We start from the raw sequence: 21,476 nt of genomic DNA, 5'->3' as shown, positions 1-21,476 counted from the left end.
AGAGGCTTCCCATGATTGGAGTCGATAGAAACACCGGCGCCGCGGTCGATGACTGGCTGCAGTTCGTGCAGCGCGCGACCCGTGCCCTGACCACGCCGTTGGGCACCCGGCAGAAGCGTCCTTTGTACGGTTCGCTGATTCCCGACCTGCTGGGCCAGAACCTCGGCGATGACTTGCTGATCCTGGCCCAGAGCTATGCCGCACAGGCGTTCTACAACGAACAGAACGGCATCGGCGATTTCGAGCCGCAGGTCATAGTCGCCAGCCGGCGCGGCGCCGGGCTGCTGTTGCGTTTCGCCGGCACCTGGAAAAACCGCCAACAGACGTTCGAGGTCGTGACATGAGCATGCTGATACCGGGGCAAAACCAGCTGGCCGAGCCGGCGATCGTCACTGTCGAGGCCTTCGAGGACCTGCTCGCGGAGTTCAAGAGTTTCGTCGTCGAATACGTCAGCGCCCGCTCGCCCGAAAGCGCGTCCAAGCTGAAGGTCAGCCTCGAGAATGAAAGCGAGTTGCTGAGCATGGCCCTCGAGGCGTTCTGCCTGCGCCTGCAAACCCATGAGCGCAAGTACAACGCCCGTATCAAACAGATGCTCGCCTGGTGGGCCACCGGCAGCAACCTCGATGCGCGCCTGGCGGACATGGGCCTGGAGCGGCAGTTGCTCGACCCGGGCGATCCGGCGGCCTTTCCGCCGGTCCCTGCGGTCTACGAAAGCGACGAAGATGCCCGACTGCGCTACTACCTGGCGCCCCACGCACCGGCCGCCGGTTCGCGGATGCAGTACCGGCGCGAGGTGTTCACCCTTGGCGAGCGACCGACAGTGAAGGTGGACTCCACCGATGCGGGCGTGGTGACCGTCACCTACACCTTCGATCCGGACGGCTTCGCCGCTCAGGTCAAGGATGGCAACGGCCGCCGTACCGCACCGGGAGAAGTGCAGGTCACCGTGCTCTCGCGGGAAGGCGACGGCACGCCGTCCGAGGAGCTGCTTGAAGGCGTGCGCCGACACTTTGCGCGACCGGACGTGAAGCCGGAAACGGATCGGGTGACGGTGCAGGCGGCACAAATCAAACCCTACAAGATCCGCGTGGTGGCCAAGATCAACCCGGGCCCCGATTCCGGGCTGACCCAGGTCGCCACGCAGCGGCAACTGCAGGCCTACGCGGACAGCTGTCATCGCCTGGAAGGGCGGGTGGATCCGAGCTGGATCGATTACACCCTGCATACGGCGGGTGCGGTGCAACTGGAGATTGTCGAGCCGTTGCAACCGATCGTGACCACGGCTTTCCAGGCCCCGTATTGCACGGGGGTTGAAGTGGAGGTGCGCATCTTATGAGTGACGACACTGCTCGCTTGAGCCTGCTGCCGGCCAACAGCTCGGCTCTGGAGAAGGCCCTCGATCTCGGTTTCGCCCGCTTGCTCGAACGTGTGGACCCACCCTTTCCCGAACTGATGAGTCCTACCCAGACCCCTGTGGACTTCTTGCCTTATCTGGCGGCAGATCGCGGGGTCAATGAGTGGGATGCGGGGGCCAGCGAAACCGAAAAACGCCTGACCGTCGCGCTGTCCTGGCAGATCCAGCGCCAGGCCGGGACCAACAAGGCCCTGAGCCACGCCGTCGAGTCCCTGGGTTTCATGCCCAACATCGCCGCCTGGTATGAGCAGCGACCGCAGGGCCATCCCTACACCTTCGATGTGCAGGCAATCATCGTCCGGGACTGGTCCAGCGGTGATCACAATCGCCTGATACGGCGTATCGACGCCGCTAAGAGCGAGCGCGACGACGGCACCATCACCATCGTCCACCAGACCACGGGTGGACTGCGACTGGCAGTAGGGGCCGATCCTGGCCTGAGCATTGGCGATGACAGCCAGCCTGGGGCCTTGCCCGAGGCCAAGCTGCGCGGATTGCTGACCGTGAACGGCGGCGCGACTACACCGCTGAGCGATGGCGAACTCTGTCTCGATGGAGCGCTGCCTGAATTCGGACCCAGCGCCCGGCTTAACAACGCTGGGGTTTCCCAGCACTACACCATCAACGACTACGACCTCAGGACGCAGCTATGACAGAAGACATTACGCGCTTGGTTCGCTTCACTTCCGCCGGTCTGGATGAAGTGTTGACGGCAAAGAACCAAGGCTTGAAAGGACAGATCACCCACATCGGCGCCGGTACCGGCCGCTACAACCCGGACGGCTCGGAAACCGCCCTGCGCAACGAGCGGCAGCGGGTGGCGATCGTGGATTACGAGGACCTGGGCGACCGGCAACTCAGAATGGCCGCGTTGTTTGATGGCGAGGATGAGTATGAAATTGGCGAGTTCGGCTTTTATCTCGCCAGTGGGACCTTGTTGGCAGTGTATTCCTCTGCCGGAAAGTTGCTGACTTACAAAGCGGCGGCGGCGCGGGTGCTGCAGAAGTTCACGCTGGATATTTCGCCGTTGCCGGCGGATAGCGTGACGATTGTTGTAGGTAATGAAAACCTCAACGTATTGTTGGCTGAAGAGATCGCCCTCTTGGCGGCAGCCTCCATCGACAATATGTCACGTCATGTGGATTTGATGTGGCGTGTGAGGTCTTTGGAAGCCAAATAACAATGACATGTTCAGTGTTCTTCGGTATTGCCAGGTCACCAATATCTTATCTGGTGTGTGTTTCATAAGTGCGCAGCGTGTTTTTGCGTGGGCGTTCTGAGTATAAATTAGGTTAATGGGGGATGTATGGGAATCGAAACAACTATCACGAAAGTAGTGGATGCATGCAACAAACTGACAGAAACGGTCACTAATCAAATCGGTAAGATTGATGTGCGCGTGGATACTGCATTAAATCAGTTCACCAGTTGGCGTAATAGTGTCCAGGCAAAGGATATCAATGGTCGGGCATCTTATACGCAAGTTATTGATCTGACGGGGCTGTCGACAAATATCTTTTATCCTGTCTGGTGGCGGATGCCGGGCAACGAGGAGGGGATATCCGAGATTGTGATTTCTCGTAACTACAGTCGAGACACCGAGAAAAACCCATTCAATAACAACTTCGAGTCTCATGTGGCGGGTTTGAACCTGCAAATGGAAGGATGTGGTATTCCTTGGAACGGTGATGCAAATTTCTTGACTATGAAGCGTATCTCGCAAACTTATCGAGAGACTGTTCGCCGTGTGGAGTTTGGCATGCTGAGTATCGCCAGACCCGTTACCGGGGTTAAGCCTATGTGGAACGGCATTGTCTCCGGGACCTTGACCAATTCTCCACAGGAGTCCGGATGCTATTTGCGTGGGGGGCTTTCTTATGCCATCACCAAGAGCTTTGCAAATCCTGTGAATCATAGCCGTGTTGAAACTGAAGTGAAGATCAGTGAGGCAGTCTTTCCAGAGCAGGAAATTTCCTGGTATGTAAAACCGTACGCAATCGGTGCTAAAGAGCTGAATGAAACCTACCCGGAAAACAGAATGGCTTACACCCTCGACAACGATAAACGTTACGCAGCCAAGAGCGCCTAAATATGACTGGTTATATCAATAAACTCGTAACCGTTTCGGGTGAAACACTGATCAATGTGCCGGCAGACCGGCCTACACTGGTTGCGCTTGGATTCAGTGATCTGCGTGCAGACGAAATCTGCCTGGAGGTGGAGCGCGCAACAATCCTGGAAAATGTGCTTGCTGCCCGACGCACCCTGTATATCACTGAAGCGGACCCGCTGTTCCTCGAGTGGCAATACGACGAAACCCCTGAAAAGGAAAAGGCCTGGCGCGACAAGGTTGCTCAAATCAAGGCGCTCTATCCACTGCCTGATCGTACTTAACCCCCCCACCGCGCAAGCGGTTTTTTTCTACCTGCGAAAGCCCCTTCAATGGGGCTTCGGCATTTTTGCGTCTGGAGAAATTCGTACATGTCCATCCGCCAGCAATACACCGTCCTGGTGCCGTTCCCCATCGGCGGCGGCCACTGGTCGAGCGTCGGCCAGCAACTGGAACTGCTCGATGTCGAGGCCAGTGCCTTGCGTGCCGCCGGCCGCCTGGAACTGACCCGCGTTCTTGAAACGCGCCAACAGGCCGAACCGGCCACCCCATCCACTGCGGCCAAAAAGGCCGCTGCCAAGAAGGCTGAATAACCATGGCTGAGGTTCTGAACTTCGAGCACAACGGCATTACCGTCAATGCCACCGAATCCCCCGAGGCCATGGGTGGCCTGGGTGACAACGTCATCGGTCTGGTCGGCACCGCGCCGAAGGCCGACCCGCTGATTCCGCGCAATGCGCCGTTCCGCATCAACAGCTTCACCACCCAGGCCCTGCTGGACCCGACCGGCGCCGAGGAAGGCACCCTGTATCACGCGGTGTACCAGATCCTCAAAGTGGTCAAGGTGCCGGTCTATGTGGTGATCGTCGAAGAGGGCGCGACCCCGGCCGACACCGTTAACAATGTGATCGGCGGCGTTGATGCCACCACTGGCCGCAAGCTCGGCCTGGCTGCCCTGGGCAGCGTCCCGGAAGACCTGACCATCATCGGCGCGCCGGGCTTCACCGGCACCAAGGCCGTGGCCGGCGAGTTCGCTTCCTTCGGCAAGCGCATCAAGGCCCGTGTGGTGCTGGACGGCAAGGACGCCTCGGTCGCCGACCAGGTGACTTACAGCAAGGAGCTGGGCGGCGCGGACCTGGGTTTCGACCGCTGCCTGGTGGTGCACAACATGCCGGCCGTGTACTCCAAGGCGGCGAAGAAGAACGTGTTCCTGGCGCCGTCGAGCCTGGCCATCGCCGCACTGGCCAAGGTCAAGCAGTGGGAAAGCCCGGGCAATCAGGTGACCTACGCCGAAGACGTGTCGCGCACCGTGGAATACAACATCCTCGACACCTCGACCGAAGGCGATCTGCTCAACCGCTACGGCGTCAGTTACTACGCCCGCACCGTGCTCGGCGGCTTCTCGCTGCTGGGTAACCGCTCCATCACCGGCAAGTTCATCAGCTATGTCGGCCTGGAGGATGCCATCAGCCGCAAGCTGGTCAAGGCCGGGCAGAAAGCCATGGCCAAGAACCTGACCAAGTCCTTCATGGACCAGGAGGTCAAGCGCATCAACGACTGGCTGCAGACCCTGGTCGCCGACGAAACCATCCCGGGCGGCAGCGTGTACCTGCACCCCGAGCTGAACAGCGTCGAGAAGTACAAAAACGGTACCTGGTACGTGGTCATCGACTACGGCCGCTACGCGCCGAACGAGCACATGGTGTATCAGCTCAACGCCCGCGATGAAATCATCGAGCAGTTCCTGGAGGATGTTCTCTAATGTTTACCAACCGCGTAAGACAGGCCATCGCGGCCACCCTGCAAGGCCTGCCGTTGTCGGCGACCGTGGAAGAGTTCACCCCGCCGAAGATCGAATTCGAAATGGAGGCGATGACCGGTGGACGCTTCATCGCCGAAGAAATGGCCAAGAGCGGCAAGGCGCTGACGGCCACCCTCAAGCTGCAGGGGCTGGGGCCGGAAATCATGCTGGCGCTGGGCGTGAAGCTGGGTGACGACATCCTGCTCAATGTCCGCGAGGCGGGCCAGGACCAGGATGGCAAAACCTGGTTCACCTACCACACCGTGGGCGGCAAGCTGAAATCCCTGGCCGAAACGGCCATGAAGATGAATGAAAAACCCACCACCACCCTGGAACTCTCCTGCCGTACCTACAACCGCATCGAGAACGGCGTGCCGGTGATCGACATCGACGTGCGCACCCAGAAGTTCGTGCTCAGCGGCGTCGACATTCTCGGCGACGCCCGTCGCGCCGTACTGATGCCGTAACCCGCGACACTTCCCTTCTGTAGGCGCGAGCGGCTCGCGATGACGGCCCGACAGCCCGCATCGCAAGCGCTGTTCATCTCCTATCGCGAGCCTGCTCGCTCCTACCTTTTACATAGGAATTCATTCATGTCCTGGACGCCTCCGATCCATGCTCTGCTGTGCCCGATCACTGCCGACGACGAGTCGCAGATCGCGCAGATTCAGCTCAAGCCATTGTTCTACGCCGCGCAGAAAGAAGCGCTGGCCCGCGCCGGCGACGATGAGGACGATCAGTTCTTCGAGCTGGCGAAACTGGCGACCGGTCTGTCGGCCAATGAGCTCGATCAGCTCAAGCGCCCGGACTACGTGAGCATCGCTCAATACGTCCATGACATGTCGACGCGCCCGGCTGCTTACTTTCTCCAGCAGGGCGTCGAGTCTGAAACGGCCAGCGATACCCTCGACGATGGGCCGGCGCAGGATGACCTGGACCAGGTGAACCTGCTGTTGCCACTCGATGTGGCGGGCCAGCGCCTGACTTCCCTGACCCTGGAAATGCCCGCGCTGCGAGCGACCAAGGTGATGAAGAAGCTCAAGACCACCAAGGAGCGCGCTGAATTCATCACCGCGCATTGCACCGGCCTGATGTTGCCCGACCTGGCGTTGCTCAGCGTGCCTGACTGGACGCAGTTGCAAGAGCGCATCGACGATTTTTTAAACAAACCGGCGGCCTTCTTTCGGAGCGCGACATCGAAGTGATTCTCGATGTGGTGCCGCTCATTTACTCGGTAAGTGAGGCGGAAATCCTGGAGTGGGACGCTGGCAAGGCCTTGCGCCGCTACGACATCGCGATTACTCGCCTTGGCGTGAAAGAGGAGTAGAGCGGGATGGCGAACAATCAGTTTTCGCTCAAGAACGCCAGCATGGAGCCGTCCTGGCTGGCGCCTGTCGGTACCGGCCAGCCAGATGACCGGAGCACAGCCGTGGCGGGCCAGGGAAATGCCGGCCTGTCATCCATCAGTTTCATCCTGGCCCTGAATACCGCCAGCGTGGACATTCGTCTGCTGACTAAGGCCATCGACTCGTTGAAATTGACGCTGTCGTCGCAACGCCCGTTGCAGCTGGCATCCTCCGGTAGCGCCAAGACCGAGGCGAGCGGCGCCAAAGCCACGGACAAGGCCGCCGGTGGGCTTCAAGCGCCTGACCTGTTCAAGCCGGCGATGGCGATGAATGCGGCGCTGGCCGATCTGGGGAGAGTGGTTTCTCTCCCCGGCAATGAACGCGAGGAACTCGCGAAAGACAACTACCGCATGGCCAGTTATCCAGGCATCGCCGCGGGTGGAACCACGGCGGTCGATCTGGCGAAGCTTGAATACGCCGCTGCCAAGGCCGGGATCGAGAACGATAAAGGCGTGTCTCGACGACAGACCCTGACGGCATTCGGCGGTGACGCCGCGCTCATGGCAACCGCGTTCAAGATGCCGGGCAAGGATGCCGGGGACATGCTGGCCGGTTGGCGCACCTCGATGAAGCTGGACCGCAACCAGGCCCTCGACCTGGCAGACGCGACCAACCACCTCGGCAAGCTTCCGGGCGATGCCGAGGCGGCCGACATCGGGGTGATCCTGCAACGGCATGGCGCTGCCGCCACGGCGGCGGGGCTGGCCCCGGAGCAGGCGGCGGCGCTGACGGCGGCATTGCTCAACACCGGCACGCAAAAGGCCGATGCCGGGGCCGCGCTGAAAGGCATCGCTGCCGTGCTGGGCAAGGGCGAACCCAAGTCCGAGGCGCAGCAAGTGGCCTTGCAACGGTTGCACATCGACCCGCTGAAGCTGGATGGGGCAGGTGGTCTGACCAAGGTGCTGGAGGCGCTGCAAGCGCCCGACGTGTCGAGCCGGGAGCGCTCCGCGTTGGCCGCTACCCTGTTCGGCAGCGCGAATGAAGCTGCGTTGCGCCTGGCACAACAACTGCCTGAAGTTCAAAAGGCCTTGGCGCAGGTCTCCGACAAGAAGCAGTACGCCACCTCCAAGCTGGGCGACCAGGGCTCGGTACGCCAGTCCGCATGGGCTCAGGCGAATACCTTCGACGCCCGCTTGAACCGGATGAATACCGCGTTCGGTTCCGCCCTCGCGCCAGTAGCGGAAGGGGCGATGGTGCCCATTGGTGGGGTGGTCGATGGCTTGGCCAGCCTGGCGACGGAGTTTCCGAAGATCGCTGCTGGCCTGGCCCTGGCCGGGGCCGCCATTGCACCGGTGGTGGGACGGCTGCTCAAGTCGGTGCTGGACGAAGTCTTTACCCAGGTGGCGAAGAAGCTCTTGAGTCTCGCGGCTCCGCGCCTGCCGTCGAGTATTGGCAAGCTGTTCAGCGAAGGCGGGGGCTGCTGTGGCGGTCCTCCGGGCGGTGGTGAAACCCGCGGCCCTAACAGACAAGAGCGAAGGCGGCGGGACAAGCTAGAAAGGAAAGAGAGGCAAAAGAATCAAGCCAATGCGGCAAAACCCGCCCCCAAAAACACCCCTGCCACTGCGCCACGCGCCGGGCTGATGTCGCGCATTGGCCGTGGGCTGCGTGGCAGTTTCGCCGGCCTGCGGGCAGTGACCGGTCGGGTGGCCAGTAAGCCGCTCAACCTGCTCAGGGCCGGTCTGAATGTGTTCAAGGGTGTGCGAAACCGCGACCCCAGGGCCATTGGTTCCGGCCTGGGGACCCTGGGTGGCGCCTGGGCCGGCAGCACATCCGGTGCCGCGCTCGGAGCGGCCCTGGGCAGCGTCGTGCCGATCCTCGGTACGGCTGTCGGCGGGCTGGTCGGCGGTGCTATCGGCGGCTGGCTTGGCAGCGAGGCGTTCAGTCGGCTGGGGGGCGAGGTTGGAGACCGCTTGAAGTCGCCGGATGAAGTGAGCAAGAACCTCGCAGCCAGCTCGACTTCCTGCCAGCAGGTTACCTTCGCCCCGGTCATCAATATCTACGGCCAGGATCAGGCCACCTCCAGGCAACTGGTGGACATGGTGATCCAGCAAATGCAGATGCAGGTCATGCCTCTGATGATGACCAACCCGCTCGCGGTACGGCGCGATGTGGCCCTGACCGATGGAGTGATGTGATGCGACAGCAGATGGCGTTGGGCAATTTCATTTTCGGCTTGTCCACCGGCTTCGCCTACGACCGGCTTGAACGCAAGACGGACGGTGGCTGGGCCAGTATCGACATCATCACCAGCAAGCCGAAATCGCAGCAGGCCGGGCAGAAGCTGGAAACGCTGCAGATCAGTGGCAAGTCGATGTACGCCACGGGCATGGCGCGCCTGGACCAGCTGCGCGAGTTGCAGGCCGCCCGTGTGCCCTTGCCGCTGGTGGATGGCATCGGCCGCAACTGGGGGCGCTGGCGCGTCAACCTGGTGACGGAGGTGCAGACCTCCATCATCGATGACGGCACGGCGCTAGTGATCAACTGGACCATCAACCTCGAGGAATTCGTCAATGCGTAGGGTTCGAAGTATTGCCGGCGATTCGGTCAACCTGCTGCTCTACCGCGAGGTGGGACGTTGCGACGATGCGGTCGAGGAGGCGCTCTGGCGCCTCAATCCACTGCTGGCCGAGAAGGGCCCGGTGCTGCCGGCGGGTGTCTGGGTGATAGTGCCCGAGATCGAGTCCCGGCCGGTTGCCGCGACCCCGGTCTCAGCCTGGGACTAAGGAGGGCATATGACCCTGGGATTCACCCCGAGCATTGAGCTCTACGGCGCCAATGCCGCGCGCCTCAACCAACGGCTGATCAGCTGGACGCACATCGATGCGGCGGGTATCGAGTCCGACCAGCTCACGCTGACCCTCGATATCGAAGGCCTGGAAGGGCTCCCCGAGCTGGGTGGGAAAGTCGGGCTGCGGGTGGGTTATCTGGAGTCGGGACTGGTGGATCGTGGCGAGTTCATCATCACCCGGCGCACGCCCAACCTGTTTCCGCCGCGCCTGACCCTGGTGGCCACGGCTGCCCCCTTCAAGGTGGCGGACGCGACCGGCTTCAAGCAGCGCCGCTCCGCCAGCCATGGCCCCACGACCCTCGGCGCGCTGTTTCGCCAGCTGACCTCCCGGCACGGTTTTTCCCCCCGGGTGGCGCCCGAACTGGACTCGATACCTGTCCCGCATGTCGATCAGTCCAACGAGACCGACATGAGTTTCTTGACGCGCATTGCGCGGCCGCACGATGCCGTCACCAAGCCGCTCAACGAGATGTATGTGCTGGCGCTGCGAGGGCAGGCGAAGTCGCTCTCGGGGAAAATCCTTTCACCGGTGCGCTTGAGCGTCACCCGGGATAACCGCCCGGGGGATCCGGCGTTCATCTCCGCCAGCATCGATGAGAACGGCCGGGCCAAGCACAAGGGCTGCCAGGCCACCTGGTGGGATTCGGCGGCCGGCAAGGAGCGTGTGGTCAAGTTGGGGCAGGCCCCCTTCCAGACCCTGCGCCAGCGTTACCCGGGGGAGGGCGAGGCCCGCAGCGCAGCCCAAGGGGCGATGCGCCGGATTGAGCGCGAAGCGATCAAGCTCAAGCTCGACTGTCCCGGCGACCCGTCCCTGTCGGCCGAGGGGTTGGTGTTGCTGGACAACAGCTGGCCAGCATTCATGCAGGGCACCTGGTCGATCGACAAGGTGACTGCCAGCGGCAGTCGCGAGAAAAACTATCGCTGCATGATCGAGGCAACCTGCCTGGAGCAGCAGCCTTAATTGTCGGGCCTTGCCCTGCATCCTGTCCTCCCGCGTCCTTCTTCTCTACGGCTCCATCCTGTTGCCCGGGCACCCGCTGCCTGGGCGATCCGTTGTGGCCGCGCCTGATGGTTTCCCATTCACTCAGTTTTGGAGCTTCTTCATGAAGATCACTCCGATCCTCACGCAACTGCGCGATCACTGCCCCGGCCTGGCCAATCAGGTGGCCGTCGGCGTCGATCTCGCGCTGCTGCAAAGCAATACCGCGTTGCCCACCCCCAGTGCCCACGTGACGCCGCTCGCCGATCTGGCCAGCCCGAGCACCGGGCAGAACGCTACCCGCCAGGCCATCCGTGACCGCTTTGTGATCACCCTGGTACTGGACGCCAGCGACGGCCGGCAGGCCCTGGAGCAACTCGAAAGCCTGCGTGCCGAGTTGTGGCGGGCGCTGGTGGGGTTCAAGCCGGGCGCGGACTACAACCCGATCGAATACGACGGTGGCGAGCTGGTTTCGCTCAGCGCCACGCGGTTGTTCTATCAACTGCGCTTTTTCGCCGAGTTCCAGCTGGGACGCAACCTGGCCAGCCAGCCGGCGGAAACCTGGCGTGAGCGTGAACTGGATGGCTTGCCGTCCTTTACCGGGGTCACGGTGCGGGTCGATGCCATCGATCCGGCGGACCCCAACCTGAAACACCCGGGGCCCGACGGGCGCCTGGAACTGACTTTCTCTGGAGACGTAACGCAATGAGCAACCGCATCACTGTGCTGCCGGCCGCGGGCCGCGCCGTGCCGGACCCCGAAGCCGGCGACCTGCTGCCCCTCGAAGGCCGTGAAGTCGACGACAACGCCTGGTGGCGCCGGCGTCTGGCCGATGGCGATATCACCCTCAAGGCTGCGAAGGCGGCCAAACCACAAGGAGCCAAATAATGGCGATCGGATTCAGCAATATTCCGGCGGACATTCGTGTGCCGCTGTTCTACGCCGAGATGGACAATTCGGCGGCCAATAGCGCTTCTTCGGCCATGCGCCGACTGATCGTGGCCCAGGTCAACGACAACATCGCGCCTGCCGAAACCGGCAAGCTGGTGCTGGTGTCCAGCGTCGCGCTGGCCAAGAGCATCGGCGGTCAGGGCTCGATGCTCGCCTCCATGTACGAGACCTGGCGCAAGACCGACCCGATCGGTGAGATCTGGTGCCTGCCGCTGCACAACGTCGAAGGCAGCGTGGCCAAGGCCGAGCTGAAGTTCACCGGTGCCGCCAGCGAAAGCGGCGTGCTCAACCTGTATATCGGTGGTGTGCGGGTTCAGGCCGCCATCGTCAATGCCGCCACCGCGGCTCAGGCAGCCAGCGCGCTGGCGCTGAAAATCAATGCCGCCGCCGACCTGCCGGTGAGCGCCGCCGCGGTCGAAGGCACCCTGACCCTGACCGCCAAATGGACCGGCGACAGCGCTAACGATATCAGCCTGCAGCTCAACCGCCTGGGCAAGAGCAACGGCGAAGAAACCCCGGCTGGCCTGAGCGTGACTGTCGGCAAAATGGCCGGCGGCGCTGGCGTGCCGGATCAGGTCGCGGCCCTGGCGGCCCTGGGCGATGAACCTTTCGAGTTCATCTGCATGCCGTGGACCGACACCGCGACCCTCAACGCCTGGCAAGCCGTCATGGACGACAGCACCGGTCGCTGGTCCTGGGCCAAGCAACTGTTCGGTCACGTCTACAGCGCCAAGCGCGGCACCGTCGGCACCCTGGTGGCGGCCGGCCAGGCACGCAACGACCAGCACATCACCATCCAGGCCCTGGAGCCCGGCGTACCGCAACCGTTCTGGGTGCAGGCCGCCGCGCTGGCCGCGCGCACCTCGGTGTTCATCTCCGCCGATGCCAGCCGTCCGACCCAGAGCGGCAGCCTGCCGGGTGTCGATCCGGCGCCGGCCAGCGAGCGTTTCACCCTGACCGAGCGTCAGTCGCTGCTCAGCTACGGCATCGCCACCGCCTACTACGAAGGCGGTTACGTGCGCATCCAGCGTTCGATCACCACCTACCAGAAGAACGCCTACGGCCAGGCCGACAACTCCTACCTGGACAGCGAAACCATGCACCAGTCGGCCTTTATCGTGCGCCGCCTGCAAAGCGTGATCACCAGCAAGTACGGGCGCCACAAACTGGCCGCCGACGGTACCCGTTTCGGTGCCGGCCAGCCGATCGTGACTCCGAGCACCATCCGCGGCGAGCTGATCGCCCAGTACGCCAAGCTGGAACTGGAAGGCCACGTGGAGAACGCCGAGCTGTTCGCCGAGCACCTGATCGTCGAGCGCGACAGCCAGGACCCGAGCCGGGTCAACGTGCTGTTCCCGCCGGACTACATCAACGGCCTGCGAGTGTTCGCGCTGCTCAACCAATTCCGTCTGCAGTACGACGCGGCGGCCTAAGCCGAGCCTCTTTCACTGCGCTTTTCCAGCCCGCCTCGTGCGGGCTCATTTTTTGGGAGAAACACCATGGGTCAACTGATTGCGGGCACCTGCTACGTCAAAGTGGACGGCGCTCAACTGACCATCAACGGCGGCTGCGAAGCACCGCTGATGTCCGTGAAACGGGAAACCATCGTGCCGGGTTTCTACAAGGAAACCGACATTGCCCCGTCCTTCAAGGTCACGGCGCTGCACACCCCGGACTTCCCGCTCAAGCAGCTGGTGGCCGGTTCCGACATGACCGTCACCTGCGAGTTCAGCAACGGCAAGGTCTACGTCCTGGCCGGCGCCTATCTGGTGGAAGAGCCGGTTTCCAAGGGTGACGACGCGAGCATCGAACTGAAGTTCGAAGGCATCAAGGGGACCTGGCAATGAGCGATAGCGTAAAGCTGCGTGTGGCCATCGAAGCCCACGGCGAACCGCTGACCGAACTGACCCTGCGCCGCCCGACGGTGCAGGAAGTGCGGGCGATCAAGGCGCTGCCGTACAAGATCGACAAGAGCGAAGAAGTCAGCCTCGACATGGACGTCGCGGCCAAGTACATCGCGGTCTGTGCCGGCATTCCTCCGTCCTCGGTCAACCAGCTGGACCTGGCTGACCTCAACGCCCTGAGCTGGGCGGTCGCGAGTTTTTTCATGAGTGCGGCATCGGAGCCATCAGCGACCTGATCGCGGTTGCCTATGACCTGGCCTGGTTCTGGAAGGTTGACCCCGAACAGATGATGGCCAGGCCACTGGATGTGCTCCGGGAGTCCCTGGAGCACGCGCAACGGATCAATGCGATGCAGCAGGTGCAGTGATGGCGAACATCAATCAAAGCTTGAATCAGACGAGCATCAAACAGCGCCTGAGTGTGACCAATGTGCAGACCACGGTGAACATGCTGGTGGTCATGCAAGGCATGCAGAAGCTGGACGCTGAGCTGGGCGAGGTTCGTTCGAAAGTCAGCAACTTCAAGAAAAGCATCGAAGACAGCGGCCTGGGCGGGCTGGATTTTTCCGGCCTGATCAAGGGCGGTGGCCTGGCCGCGCCCTTCGTGGCGGGGGTCAATTCCGCCATCGAATTCGAGAACCAGGCGGCGCGGGCCAAGCTGGTGGCGCAGGGCATCGAACCGCCCAAGGATGTGCTGGGCGAGACGGGCACCAACCTGAAGGCGTTCAGCGACAGCGTCGACGATATTTCGCAGAAGTTCGGCAGCGCGCTGCTGCCGGCGGTCAACTCGGTAGTGACCGCCGTGCAGCCGCTGCTGGGCTTTGTGGCGAAGGTCATTGAAAGCAACCCGCAACTGGTCCAGGGCCTCGCCGCCGGCGCCTTGGCCTTTACCGCGATCCGCGGCGCCATGACCCTGGCCTCGTCCGCCGTGACCCTGTTCAGCAGCGGCCTGCTGGCCTCGCCCATCGGCTTGATCGCCCTGGGGATCGCGGTGGCGGCGGGCCTGATCGTGACCAACTGGGAGCCGCTGTCGGCGTTTTTTGTCACCCTCTGGGCGGGCATCAAGGACGCCGCCACGCAACTGATGGCGGGGTTGAAGACGGTCTTCGGCTGGACCCCGCTGGGAATGGTGATCGCCAATTGGGGATCGATCACCGGCTTTTTTGCCGGTCTCTGGGAACAGCTCAAGACGATGGCCGCGTCAGTGGTCGACTTCTTCAAGCAAGTGTTTTCCTGGACACCGCTGGGGCTGGTGATTGAAAACTGGATACCCCTGACCGGGCTGTTTTCGGCGCTGTGGGAGTTGCTCAAGGCGTTGTCCGTTCCGGCTATGGATTTCCTCAAGGGCCTGTTCGACTGGACGCCGCTGGGGCTGGTGATCAACAACTGGGGAGCGATCAGCGGTTTCTTCGCCTCGCTCTGGGCTGATCTGCAAGGTCCGGCGCAACGGCTCAAGGCCTTCTTCATCGGGCTGTTCGACAGCTCGCCGCTGGGGATGGTGATCAATAACTGGGGCGCGATCAGCGCGTATTTCGCCTCGCTCTGGGCCGGCCTGCAAGGTCCGGCGCAACGGGTCAAGGCCTTCTTCATCGGGCTGTTCGACAGCTCGCCGCTGGGGATGGTGATCAACAACTGGGGCGCGATCAGCGCCTACTTCGCTTCGTTCTGGGCCGACCTGCAAGGTCCGGCGCAACAGGTGAAGGACTTCTTCGTCAGGTTGTTCGATACCTCGCCACTGGGGCTGGTGATCAACAACTGGGGCGCGATCGGCACCTACTTCGACTCCATCTGGGCCACCCTGAAAAGCGCGGCGCAGGTCATCAAGGACTTTTTTGTCACTCTGTTCGAGTGGTCGCCCGTGGGGCAGGTCATCGCCAACTGGCAGCCCATCAGCGATGTGTTCGCGGCCCTCTGGGAGGTGTTGAAAGCCCTGGCGGCGCCGGCCATCGAGTTTATGCGCGGCCTGTTCGAGTGGTCGCCCCTGGGGCAGATCATCAAGAACTGGGAGCCGATCACCGAGTGGTTCAGTGGACTGTGGCAACGGCTGCAGGCGGTGATCGCACCGATCAGGGAACTGTTCGACGGTGGTTTCGCCGGCTTCGTCGCCCGCGTCACCGGCAAGGTCGAAAACCTGACCGAGGCGCAGCGGCAAACCAATGCTGAAGGCAAGGGCGCGCTGGCGCCGGCGTTTTTCGGTGGCGGCCAGCCGGCGCCGGGTTCTTCGGCGCTTTCCGGCAGCCTGCCGCAAAGCTCCACCTCGCTGCTGCAACAGAGCGCGGCCAACAACCGCACGCAATTGCAGGGCGGGCTGACGGTGAGCTTCGAAAACGCCCCGGCGGGCCTGCGTACCAGCGCGCCGCAAATCAACCAACCCGGCGTGGCGCTGTCGTCGCGTGTCGGCTACCGCTCACTTTCGCTAGGAGGTTCCAATGAGCTGGCGTGATCGTTTGTTGCCGGCGTCGTTTCGTGGCGTCGGGTTCTGGGTCGACCAGGCGAAAACCCCGGTCGGCCACAAGGGCCAGTTGCATGAGTACCCGCAGCGTGACCTGCCGTTCTACGAGAGCCTGGGACGGCAGGCGCGGACCCACGACCTGACGGCGTTCATCGTCGGCGCCGATTGCCTGGAGCAGCGCGACAAGCTGCTCAAGGCGTTGGAGGAGGGCAGTGGTGAACTGGTGCATCCGTGGCTGGGGCGCCTGCAAGTCAAGGTCGGCGAATGCGAGATGACCCAGAGCCGTCAAGACGGCGGCCTGGTGACTTTCACCCTGAAGTTCTACCCCGACCAGCCATTGCAGTTCCCCAGCGCCACGGTCAACACCCGCCAGCTGTTGCTGGTGTCGGCCGACAGCCTTATCGGCTCGGCGGTGCGCCGCTTCGAGGAGGCCATGACCCTGGTCAAGGCCGCGCGCATCGGCATCGCCGATCTGCGCAACAGCCTCAAGGAGGTCTACCAGACCATCGAGCAGGAGCTCAAGCCGCTGATCGACACCTACCGCGATCTCAACCTGCTGGTGCGGGCGATCAAGGACCTGCCCAAGGAAGTGAGCGCCGAGTTCAAGGGTTTGCTGGGGGACATCAAGGACCTCAAGGACTATGCGCGCAACGGTTATCGCGGCGTGCTGGCCAACGTTTCGCAGCAGGTCGAGGCGGTGAAGAAGATCGACACGCCGAAACTCACCACCGGCAAGGACACCACCGCCGCGGCGCAAGCCATGGCGGACCTGGTGCAGGACGCCGTGCTGGTGCGGATCGCCCAGGCCGTGGCGTCGCTGCCGGTGGCGACCCCGGCGGTCAAGCTCAGCGGTACGCCGTCGCTGGCCAAGCAGGCGATCCAGCCGGTGACCCGTGCGGAAGTGCCGGTGGCCGATGAGGTGCTGGCGCTGCGCAACTCGATCAATGAGGCGATCTGGCAGGCGGCGGAAAAAGCCGACGCCCTGCACTACGAGGTGCTCAACGGCCTGCGCCAGCTGGTCTACGGCCACCTCACCGCGGTGGCTTCGTCCGGCGTGCGGCTGGTGGTCAAGAACCCGATGCAGAGCCTGCCGACGGTGGTGCTCGCCTATCGGCTGTTTGGCGATGCTACCCGGGCGGCCGAAGTGCAGCAGCGCAACGGCTTGGCCCATCCCGGTTTCCTGCCGCCGACCAACGTCAAAGTGGCGGGGGAGTGACCCATGAGCAACTTCGATAACCGGGTGCTGTTGACGGTGGACGGCCAGGATTACGGCGGCTGGAAAAGCGTCGAAATCAGTGCTGACCTGGAGCGGCAGTTTCGCACCTTCAAGCTCGACGTGACCTGGCAATGGCCCGGGCAGACCCTGGACCAGCGGATCCGTCCCGGCGCCAAGTGCCAGGTGCGGATCGGCGCCGACCTGTTGCTCAGCGGCCATGTATTCAAGGCACCGATCAGCTATGACGGTCGGCAGATCGGCCTGAGCATCGAGGGCAGCTCCCTGACCCAGGACCTGGTGGATTGCGCGGCGATCAACCAGCCCGGGCAATGGCGCGAACAGAGCCTGCTGAAAATCGTCCAGGCCCTGGCCGCGTCCTACGGCGTCGGGGTGGTCAGCGAGATCGCGGAAACCACGCGGCTGAGCAGCCACAGCATCGTGCCCGGGGAAACCGTGTTCCAGTCCATCGACCGCCTGCTGACGTTGTTCCGGGTGTTCTCCACCGACGACGCCGAAGGCCGGGTGCTGTTGGCCCGGCCGGGCAGCGGCGGGCGCGCGGTGGATGTGCTGGAGCTGGGCAAGAATATCCTCTCGGCCAGCGCACCAATGGACTTCAGCCAGGTGTTTTCCGAGTACCGGGTGATCGGCCAGCACAAGGGCAACGACCAGAAAAGCGGCGCCGCGGTCAGCGAAGTGTCGGGCGTGGCCCGCGACAGCACGGCCAGGCGCAAGCGAGTCACGGTGATCAATGAGCCGGCCCAGTTGACCCAGGAACTGGCCCAGCAACGGGCCGACTGGGAAAGCGCCATTCGCACCGGCAAGGCCCTGACCAGCACCTACAAGGTGCAGGGCTGGCGCCAGAGCAACGGTGACCTGTGGCGCCACAACACCCTGGTGCGGGTGATCGACCCGGTGCTGGGTTTCGACCAGGACCTGCTGATTTCCAAGGTCACCTATTCGCTCTCCGAGCAGGGCTCGATCACCACCCTGCAGGTGGCACCGCCCCATACCTTCGACGCCAGCCCCGTGCCACCCAAAACCTGATGCCGCCCTATCCGCAGGAGTTGCTCCTGCGGAAAGCGCAGGCTTCGCCGCCAAGGACATTTCCATGAGCCTACTGACACGCCTGTTGGCGCGCGGCACCGTCGTGCTCGCCAACTCGGCCAACAAACTGCAATCGCTGCAAATGCGCCTGACCGCCGGCGAAGTGAACGACGACATGGAGCACTTCGAACCCTACGGCTTCACCAGCAATCCGCTGGCCGGCGCCGAAGGCATCGCCACCTTTCTCGGCGGCGACCGATCCCATGCCGTCGTGCTGGTGGTCGCCGACCGCCGTTTTCGCCTCAAGGCCCTGGCCCCCGGCGAAGTGGCGATCTACACCGACGAAGGCGACAAGATTCATTTCAAGCGCGGGCGGATCATCGACATCGAGACCGCCACGCTCAATATCCGCGCCAGCAGCGCGGTGCACATCGACACCCCGACCCTGACCCAGACCGGCAAGATCGTCTCCCAGGGCGACCAGGTCGCTGGCGGCATCAGCCAGATCAAGCACGTGCATGGCGGCGTGCAGTCGGGTAGCGGGCAGACCGGCGCGCCGGCGGGAGGCCAATGATGTTTATCAGCCAAGACCTGCACCGCGCACTGACCCGTTCCGTGCTGATCAGCCTGTTCACCTGGCGCCGTGCGGCGGACGACGACCCGCTGGATGACGAGGAGCGCTTCGGCTGGTGGGGTGACAGTTTTCCCACCGTGGCCGACGACCGCATCGGCTCGCGGCTGTGGCTGCTGCGTCGGGTCAAGCTCACCCGCCAGACCCAGCTCGACGCCGAGTTCTATGCCCGCGAAGCCCTGCAATGGCTGATTGACGATGGCCATTGCAGCGCGGTCGAGATCATCAGCGAACGTCTCGACGACCAGCGCCTGAACCTGCGCACGACGCTGGTCCTGGCCAACGGTGAACGCCTGGACATCAACCCCGATAACAGTTGGCAGGTGACCTATGCCCTTTGATACCCCTTCGCTGCCGGTGCTGATCAAGCGCACCCAAAGCGACCTGGCCAGCGATGCGCTGCGCCAGTCCGATGCGCAAGTGCTGGCCCGCGCCCTCGGTGGCGCCGCCTATGGCCTCTACGGCTACCTGGACTGGATCGCCGATCAGATCCTGCCGGACAAGGCCGACGAGTCGACCCTGGAGCGCATCGCCGCGCTGCGCCTCAACCAGCCACGCAAGGCCGCCCAGGCGGCCAGCGGTTCGGTGAGCTTCAGCGCCGCCGCAGGCGCGGTGCTGGACGTCGATACCCTGCTGCAGGCCAGCGACGGCCGCACCTACAAAGTCACCGCCGCCCGCACCACCAGCGCCGGCAACAACAGCACCACCGTCCAGGCCCTCGACGCCGGCACCCTGGGCAATGCCGAGGCCGGCCTGGACCTGATCCCGGTGCAACCCATCCAGGGCATTGGCAACAGCTTCACCGTGCTCGCCCCCGGCCTGAGCGGCGGCGTCGCCGCGGAAAGCCTGGAATCGCTGCGCGCGCGGGTGATCCGCTCCTACCGCATCATCCCTCACGGCGGCTCGGCCCAGGACTATGAAACCTGGGCGCTGGAATGCCCGGGGATTACCCGCGCCTGGTGCCGTGGCAGCTATCTGGGGCCGGGCACCGTGGGGCTGTTCGTGATGCGCGACGACGATGCGCAACCTATCCCGAATGCCGAGCAACTGGCGGAGGTACAGGCCTACATCGAACCGCTGCGCCCGGTGACGGCCGAATTGCATGTGCTGGCGCCGCAGCAGTCGCCCGTGACCTACAGCCTGCGCTTGTCTCCGGACACCAGCGCGGTACGCGCGGCGGTCGAGGCGCAGTTGCGCGATCTGCACAACCGAGAGGCCGGCCTGGGCGACACCTTGCTGATCAGCCATATCCGCGAGGCCATCAGCAGTGCCGCCGGTGAGAACGATCACCGACTCAGCGCGCCGATCGCGGATGTCCCCGCTGCCAGTAACCAGTTGCTGACGTTCGGAGGTTGCGTATGGCAGGAGTAAGAACCGCCGCGCAGTACCAGAGCCAACTGCGCAGCCTGCTGCCCAGCGGCCCGGCCTGGGACCCGGAGCGGGTGCCGGAACTCGAGGAGGTGCTGGAAGGCGTCTCCCAGGAACTGGCCCGCCTCGACGCCCGTGCCGCCGACCTGCTCAACGAAATGGACCCCGCTGGCGCCAGCGAGCTGGTACCGGACTGGGAGCGGGTGATGAACCTGCCCGATCCCTGCCTGGGAGCGACCCCGCTGTTCGACGACCGCCGCCTGGCCGTGCGCCGGCGGCTGCTGGCTGTCGGCAGCCAGGCGCTCGCCTATTACGTCGAGATCGCCCGCAGCCAGGGTTATCCGAACGCCACCATCACCGAGCACGAAGCCCCGCGCATGGGCCGTGCACGGTTTGGCCAGGCGCATTTCGGCACCTGGCAGGCGCAATTCATGTGGACGCTCAACACCGGTGGACGCCTGCTCCTGGGCCGGCGTTTCAACGCCAGCTACTGGGGCGAACGTTTCGGCATGAACCCGGGCTCGGCCCTGGAATGCCAGATCCACCGCAGCGCACCGGCCCATACACGGGTGCACATCAATTATGACTAGGGGATAGACCGATGGATTATCCGAAAAGTGTGCCCAGCGCCGGGTTGGTGAATGGGCAGTTTGTCGATGAGAACCCGTTGACAGGAACACCGGGGTCGTTGATCCCGGCGGGATGGGGTAATGGTGTTACACAAGAGATCGTGAATGTCATCAAGGCAGCTGAGTTGACGCCGGACGAGGCGAAAAACGATCAACTGCTGCAGGCCATTCAGGTGGTCACTGCGAACGGCTGGAATGAAGATCTTGCGTTGCCGTTCCTGGCTCTACCCCTACCAACCGTAGCCACAAACGATGGTCGTCTACCTGTGACGTCCACCGCCGTTTCGACCAGTGGTGGCAAGGTGTCCATTTCGGCTGGTGCCTACATCAGCCTGGGGCAGGAGGTTGTGATCGGTCAGTTAGGCCGTTCGCGTACTTTCCTGACGACGGCATGGAGCAGTGCGGATCTATTGCCAAATTCTGGTTACTTTCTGAGAGCCCAGGTAGTGGGTGGGGCACTGACTTTTTACATGCAACGAGGAGCCCTCTATGACCTGTCGCCTGAGTCATTGAGAGGCACCATAAATGGCGCTTCGGGTGGGGGATTTCAGTCCACATCCCTGGACATGTGTCTGGCCTGGGTAGTGACTGCAGCACCGGGTACAGCTCCTATCGTTCGAGCAATCTATAACCGCAGCAAGCTGTCCTGGACTCAGACAGTCAATGGAAATGGCGTGGTTTATCTTCCACTTGATCCGCATGCCCGGGCAGCACGCCTCATGGTCGGCAATCCGGTACCTGCATCGACGGCATTAACCGATGTGAGTTTTGCACCAGGAGGGTG

The 21,476-nt window shown here is 63.1% G+C and carries 27 protein-coding genes; all 27 read left to right on the top strand.

What is annotated here, in order from left to right; translation table 11 throughout:
- The first annotated feature begins 11 nt into the window (after window positions 1-11).
- On the top strand, window positions 12-344 hold the full coding sequence (locus J4D52_RS14225) for a phage baseplate protein (protein WP_025806652.1): 333 nt from the start codon (window positions 12-14) through the stop codon (window positions 342-344).
- Complete coding sequence (locus J4D52_RS14220; protein WP_063428649.1) at window positions 341-1,336, top strand: baseplate J/gp47 family protein; 996 nt, start codon at window positions 341-343, stop codon at window positions 1,334-1,336. The genes J4D52_RS14225 and J4D52_RS14220 overlap by 4 nt, the downstream gene beginning before the upstream one ends.
- On the top strand, window positions 1,333-2,067 hold the full coding sequence (locus J4D52_RS14215) for a phage tail protein I (RefSeq protein WP_063428650.1): 735 nt from the start codon (window positions 1,333-1,335) through the stop codon (window positions 2,065-2,067). The genes J4D52_RS14220 and J4D52_RS14215 overlap by 4 nt, the downstream gene beginning before the upstream one ends.
- Window positions 2,064-2,594 (top strand): hypothetical protein, encoded by a 531-nt coding sequence (locus tag J4D52_RS14210; RefSeq protein WP_025806655.1) that lies wholly within the window; start codon window positions 2,064-2,066, stop codon window positions 2,592-2,594. The genes J4D52_RS14215 and J4D52_RS14210 overlap by 4 nt, the downstream gene beginning before the upstream one ends.
- Window positions 2,595-2,720: 126 nt before the next feature.
- Complete coding sequence (locus tag J4D52_RS14205) at window positions 2,721-3,503, top strand: hypothetical protein (RefSeq protein ID WP_025806656.1); 783 nt, start codon at window positions 2,721-2,723, stop codon at window positions 3,501-3,503.
- A 2-nt stretch (window positions 3,504-3,505) separates the two neighbouring features.
- The gene (locus J4D52_RS14200) at window positions 3,506-3,808 is read left to right on the top strand and encodes a hypothetical protein (protein WP_025806657.1); all 303 of its coding nucleotides are present in this window, start codon (window positions 3,506-3,508) and stop codon (window positions 3,806-3,808) included.
- Between the two features lie 87 nt (window positions 3,809-3,895).
- The gene (locus J4D52_RS14195) at window positions 3,896-4,117 is read left to right on the top strand and encodes a hypothetical protein (RefSeq protein WP_063428654.1); all 222 of its coding nucleotides are present in this window, start codon (window positions 3,896-3,898) and stop codon (window positions 4,115-4,117) included.
- Window positions 4,118-4,119: 2 nt separating this feature from the next.
- A complete protein-coding gene (locus tag J4D52_RS14190) occupies window positions 4,120-5,286 on the top strand; it encodes a tail protein (RefSeq protein WP_025806659.1) in 1,167 nt (388 codons plus the stop codon).
- Window positions 5,286-5,792, top strand: a complete 507-nt coding sequence (locus tag J4D52_RS14185; protein WP_038581734.1) for a phage major tail tube protein — start codon at window positions 5,286-5,288, stop codon at window positions 5,790-5,792. The genes J4D52_RS14190 and J4D52_RS14185 overlap by 1 nt, the downstream gene beginning before the upstream one ends.
- 126 nt (window positions 5,793-5,918) lie before the next feature.
- On the top strand, window positions 5,919-6,530 hold the full coding sequence (locus J4D52_RS14180; protein ID WP_016701995.1) for a phage tail assembly protein: 612 nt from the start codon (window positions 5,919-5,921) through the stop codon (window positions 6,528-6,530).
- Window positions 6,531-6,658: 128 nt separating this feature from the next.
- Complete coding sequence (locus tag J4D52_RS14175) at window positions 6,659-8,866, top strand: phage tail tape measure protein (RefSeq protein WP_063428655.1); 2,208 nt, start codon at window positions 6,659-6,661, stop codon at window positions 8,864-8,866.
- Window positions 8,866-9,249: a phage tail protein gene (locus J4D52_RS14170; protein ID WP_016702001.1), complete on the top strand. Its 384-nt coding sequence runs from the start codon at window positions 8,866-8,868 to the stop codon at window positions 9,247-9,249. Before J4D52_RS14175 ends, J4D52_RS14170 begins: the two co-directional genes overlap by 1 nt.
- Complete coding sequence (locus J4D52_RS14165) at window positions 9,242-9,454, top strand: tail protein X (protein WP_009042420.1); 213 nt, start codon at window positions 9,242-9,244, stop codon at window positions 9,452-9,454. The genes J4D52_RS14170 and J4D52_RS14165 overlap by 8 nt, the downstream gene beginning before the upstream one ends.
- A gap of 9 nt (window positions 9,455-9,463) precedes the next feature.
- The gene (locus J4D52_RS14160; protein WP_063428660.1) at window positions 9,464-10,480 is read left to right on the top strand and encodes a phage tail protein; all 1,017 of its coding nucleotides are present in this window, start codon (window positions 9,464-9,466) and stop codon (window positions 10,478-10,480) included.
- Window positions 10,481-10,622: 142 nt separating this feature from the next.
- Window positions 10,623-11,207, top strand: a complete 585-nt coding sequence (locus tag J4D52_RS14155; RefSeq protein WP_063428662.1) for a hypothetical protein — start codon at window positions 10,623-10,625, stop codon at window positions 11,205-11,207.
- Complete coding sequence (locus tag J4D52_RS14150) at window positions 11,204-11,386, top strand: DUF2635 domain-containing protein (protein WP_025806664.1); 183 nt, start codon at window positions 11,204-11,206, stop codon at window positions 11,384-11,386. The genes J4D52_RS14155 and J4D52_RS14150 overlap by 4 nt, the downstream gene beginning before the upstream one ends.
- Window positions 11,386-12,882 carry a phage tail sheath subtilisin-like domain-containing protein gene (locus J4D52_RS14145; protein WP_063428664.1) on the top strand — a complete coding sequence of 499 codons (1,497 nt, stop codon included), beginning with the start codon at window positions 11,386-11,388 and terminating at the stop codon, window positions 12,880-12,882. Before J4D52_RS14150 ends, J4D52_RS14145 begins: the two co-directional genes overlap by 1 nt.
- A 66-nt stretch (window positions 12,883-12,948) precedes the next feature.
- On the top strand, window positions 12,949-13,296 hold the full coding sequence (locus J4D52_RS14140; RefSeq protein WP_007923973.1) for a phage tail tube protein: 348 nt from the start codon (window positions 12,949-12,951) through the stop codon (window positions 13,294-13,296).
- Window positions 13,293-13,589 carry a phage tail assembly protein gene (locus J4D52_RS14135; RefSeq protein ID WP_007923972.1) on the top strand — a complete coding sequence of 99 codons (297 nt, stop codon included), beginning with the start codon at window positions 13,293-13,295 and terminating at the stop codon, window positions 13,587-13,589. The genes J4D52_RS14140 and J4D52_RS14135 overlap by 4 nt, the downstream gene beginning before the upstream one ends.
- Before the next feature lie 130 nt (window positions 13,590-13,719).
- Window positions 13,720-15,795 (top strand): hypothetical protein, encoded by a 2,076-nt coding sequence (locus tag J4D52_RS14130; protein ID WP_063428666.1) that lies wholly within the window; start codon window positions 13,720-13,722, stop codon window positions 15,793-15,795.
- Complete coding sequence (locus J4D52_RS14125) at window positions 15,782-17,020, top strand: DNA circularization protein (protein WP_063428668.1); 1,239 nt, start codon at window positions 15,782-15,784, stop codon at window positions 17,018-17,020. Before J4D52_RS14130 ends, J4D52_RS14125 begins: the two co-directional genes overlap by 14 nt.
- 3 nt (window positions 17,021-17,023) lie before the next feature.
- Window positions 17,024-18,064: a phage baseplate assembly protein gene (locus J4D52_RS14120; protein WP_063428669.1), complete on the top strand. Its 1,041-nt coding sequence runs from the start codon at window positions 17,024-17,026 to the stop codon at window positions 18,062-18,064.
- Window positions 18,065-18,128: 64 nt separating this feature from the next.
- Window positions 18,129-18,638 carry a phage baseplate assembly protein V gene (locus J4D52_RS14115; protein ID WP_025806669.1) on the top strand — a complete coding sequence of 170 codons (510 nt, stop codon included), beginning with the start codon at window positions 18,129-18,131 and terminating at the stop codon, window positions 18,636-18,638.
- A complete protein-coding gene (locus J4D52_RS14110; protein WP_007923962.1) occupies window positions 18,638-19,036 on the top strand; it encodes a phage GP46 family protein in 399 nt (132 codons plus the stop codon). The genes J4D52_RS14115 and J4D52_RS14110 overlap by 1 nt, the downstream gene beginning before the upstream one ends.
- On the top strand, window positions 19,026-20,066 hold the full coding sequence (locus J4D52_RS14105; RefSeq protein ID WP_063428671.1) for a baseplate J/gp47 family protein: 1,041 nt from the start codon (window positions 19,026-19,028) through the stop codon (window positions 20,064-20,066). Before J4D52_RS14110 ends, J4D52_RS14105 begins: the two co-directional genes overlap by 11 nt.
- Window positions 20,054-20,653: a YmfQ family protein gene (locus J4D52_RS14100; protein WP_025806671.1), complete on the top strand. Its 600-nt coding sequence runs from the start codon at window positions 20,054-20,056 to the stop codon at window positions 20,651-20,653. The genes J4D52_RS14105 and J4D52_RS14100 overlap by 13 nt, the downstream gene beginning before the upstream one ends.
- 11 nt (window positions 20,654-20,664) lie before the next feature.
- The coding region (locus J4D52_RS14095; RefSeq protein WP_207272133.1) for a phage tail protein at window positions 20,665-21,476 on the top strand (812 nt) is incomplete at its 3' end.

The sequence above is a fragment of the Pseudomonas sp. GW460-12-10-14-TSB1 genome, assembly GCF_017349775.1.
GTDB lineage: Bacteria > Pseudomonadota > Gammaproteobacteria > Pseudomonadales > Pseudomonadaceae > Aquipseudomonas > Aquipseudomonas piscium.
This window is presented reverse-complemented; position numbering and strand designations above follow the sequence as displayed.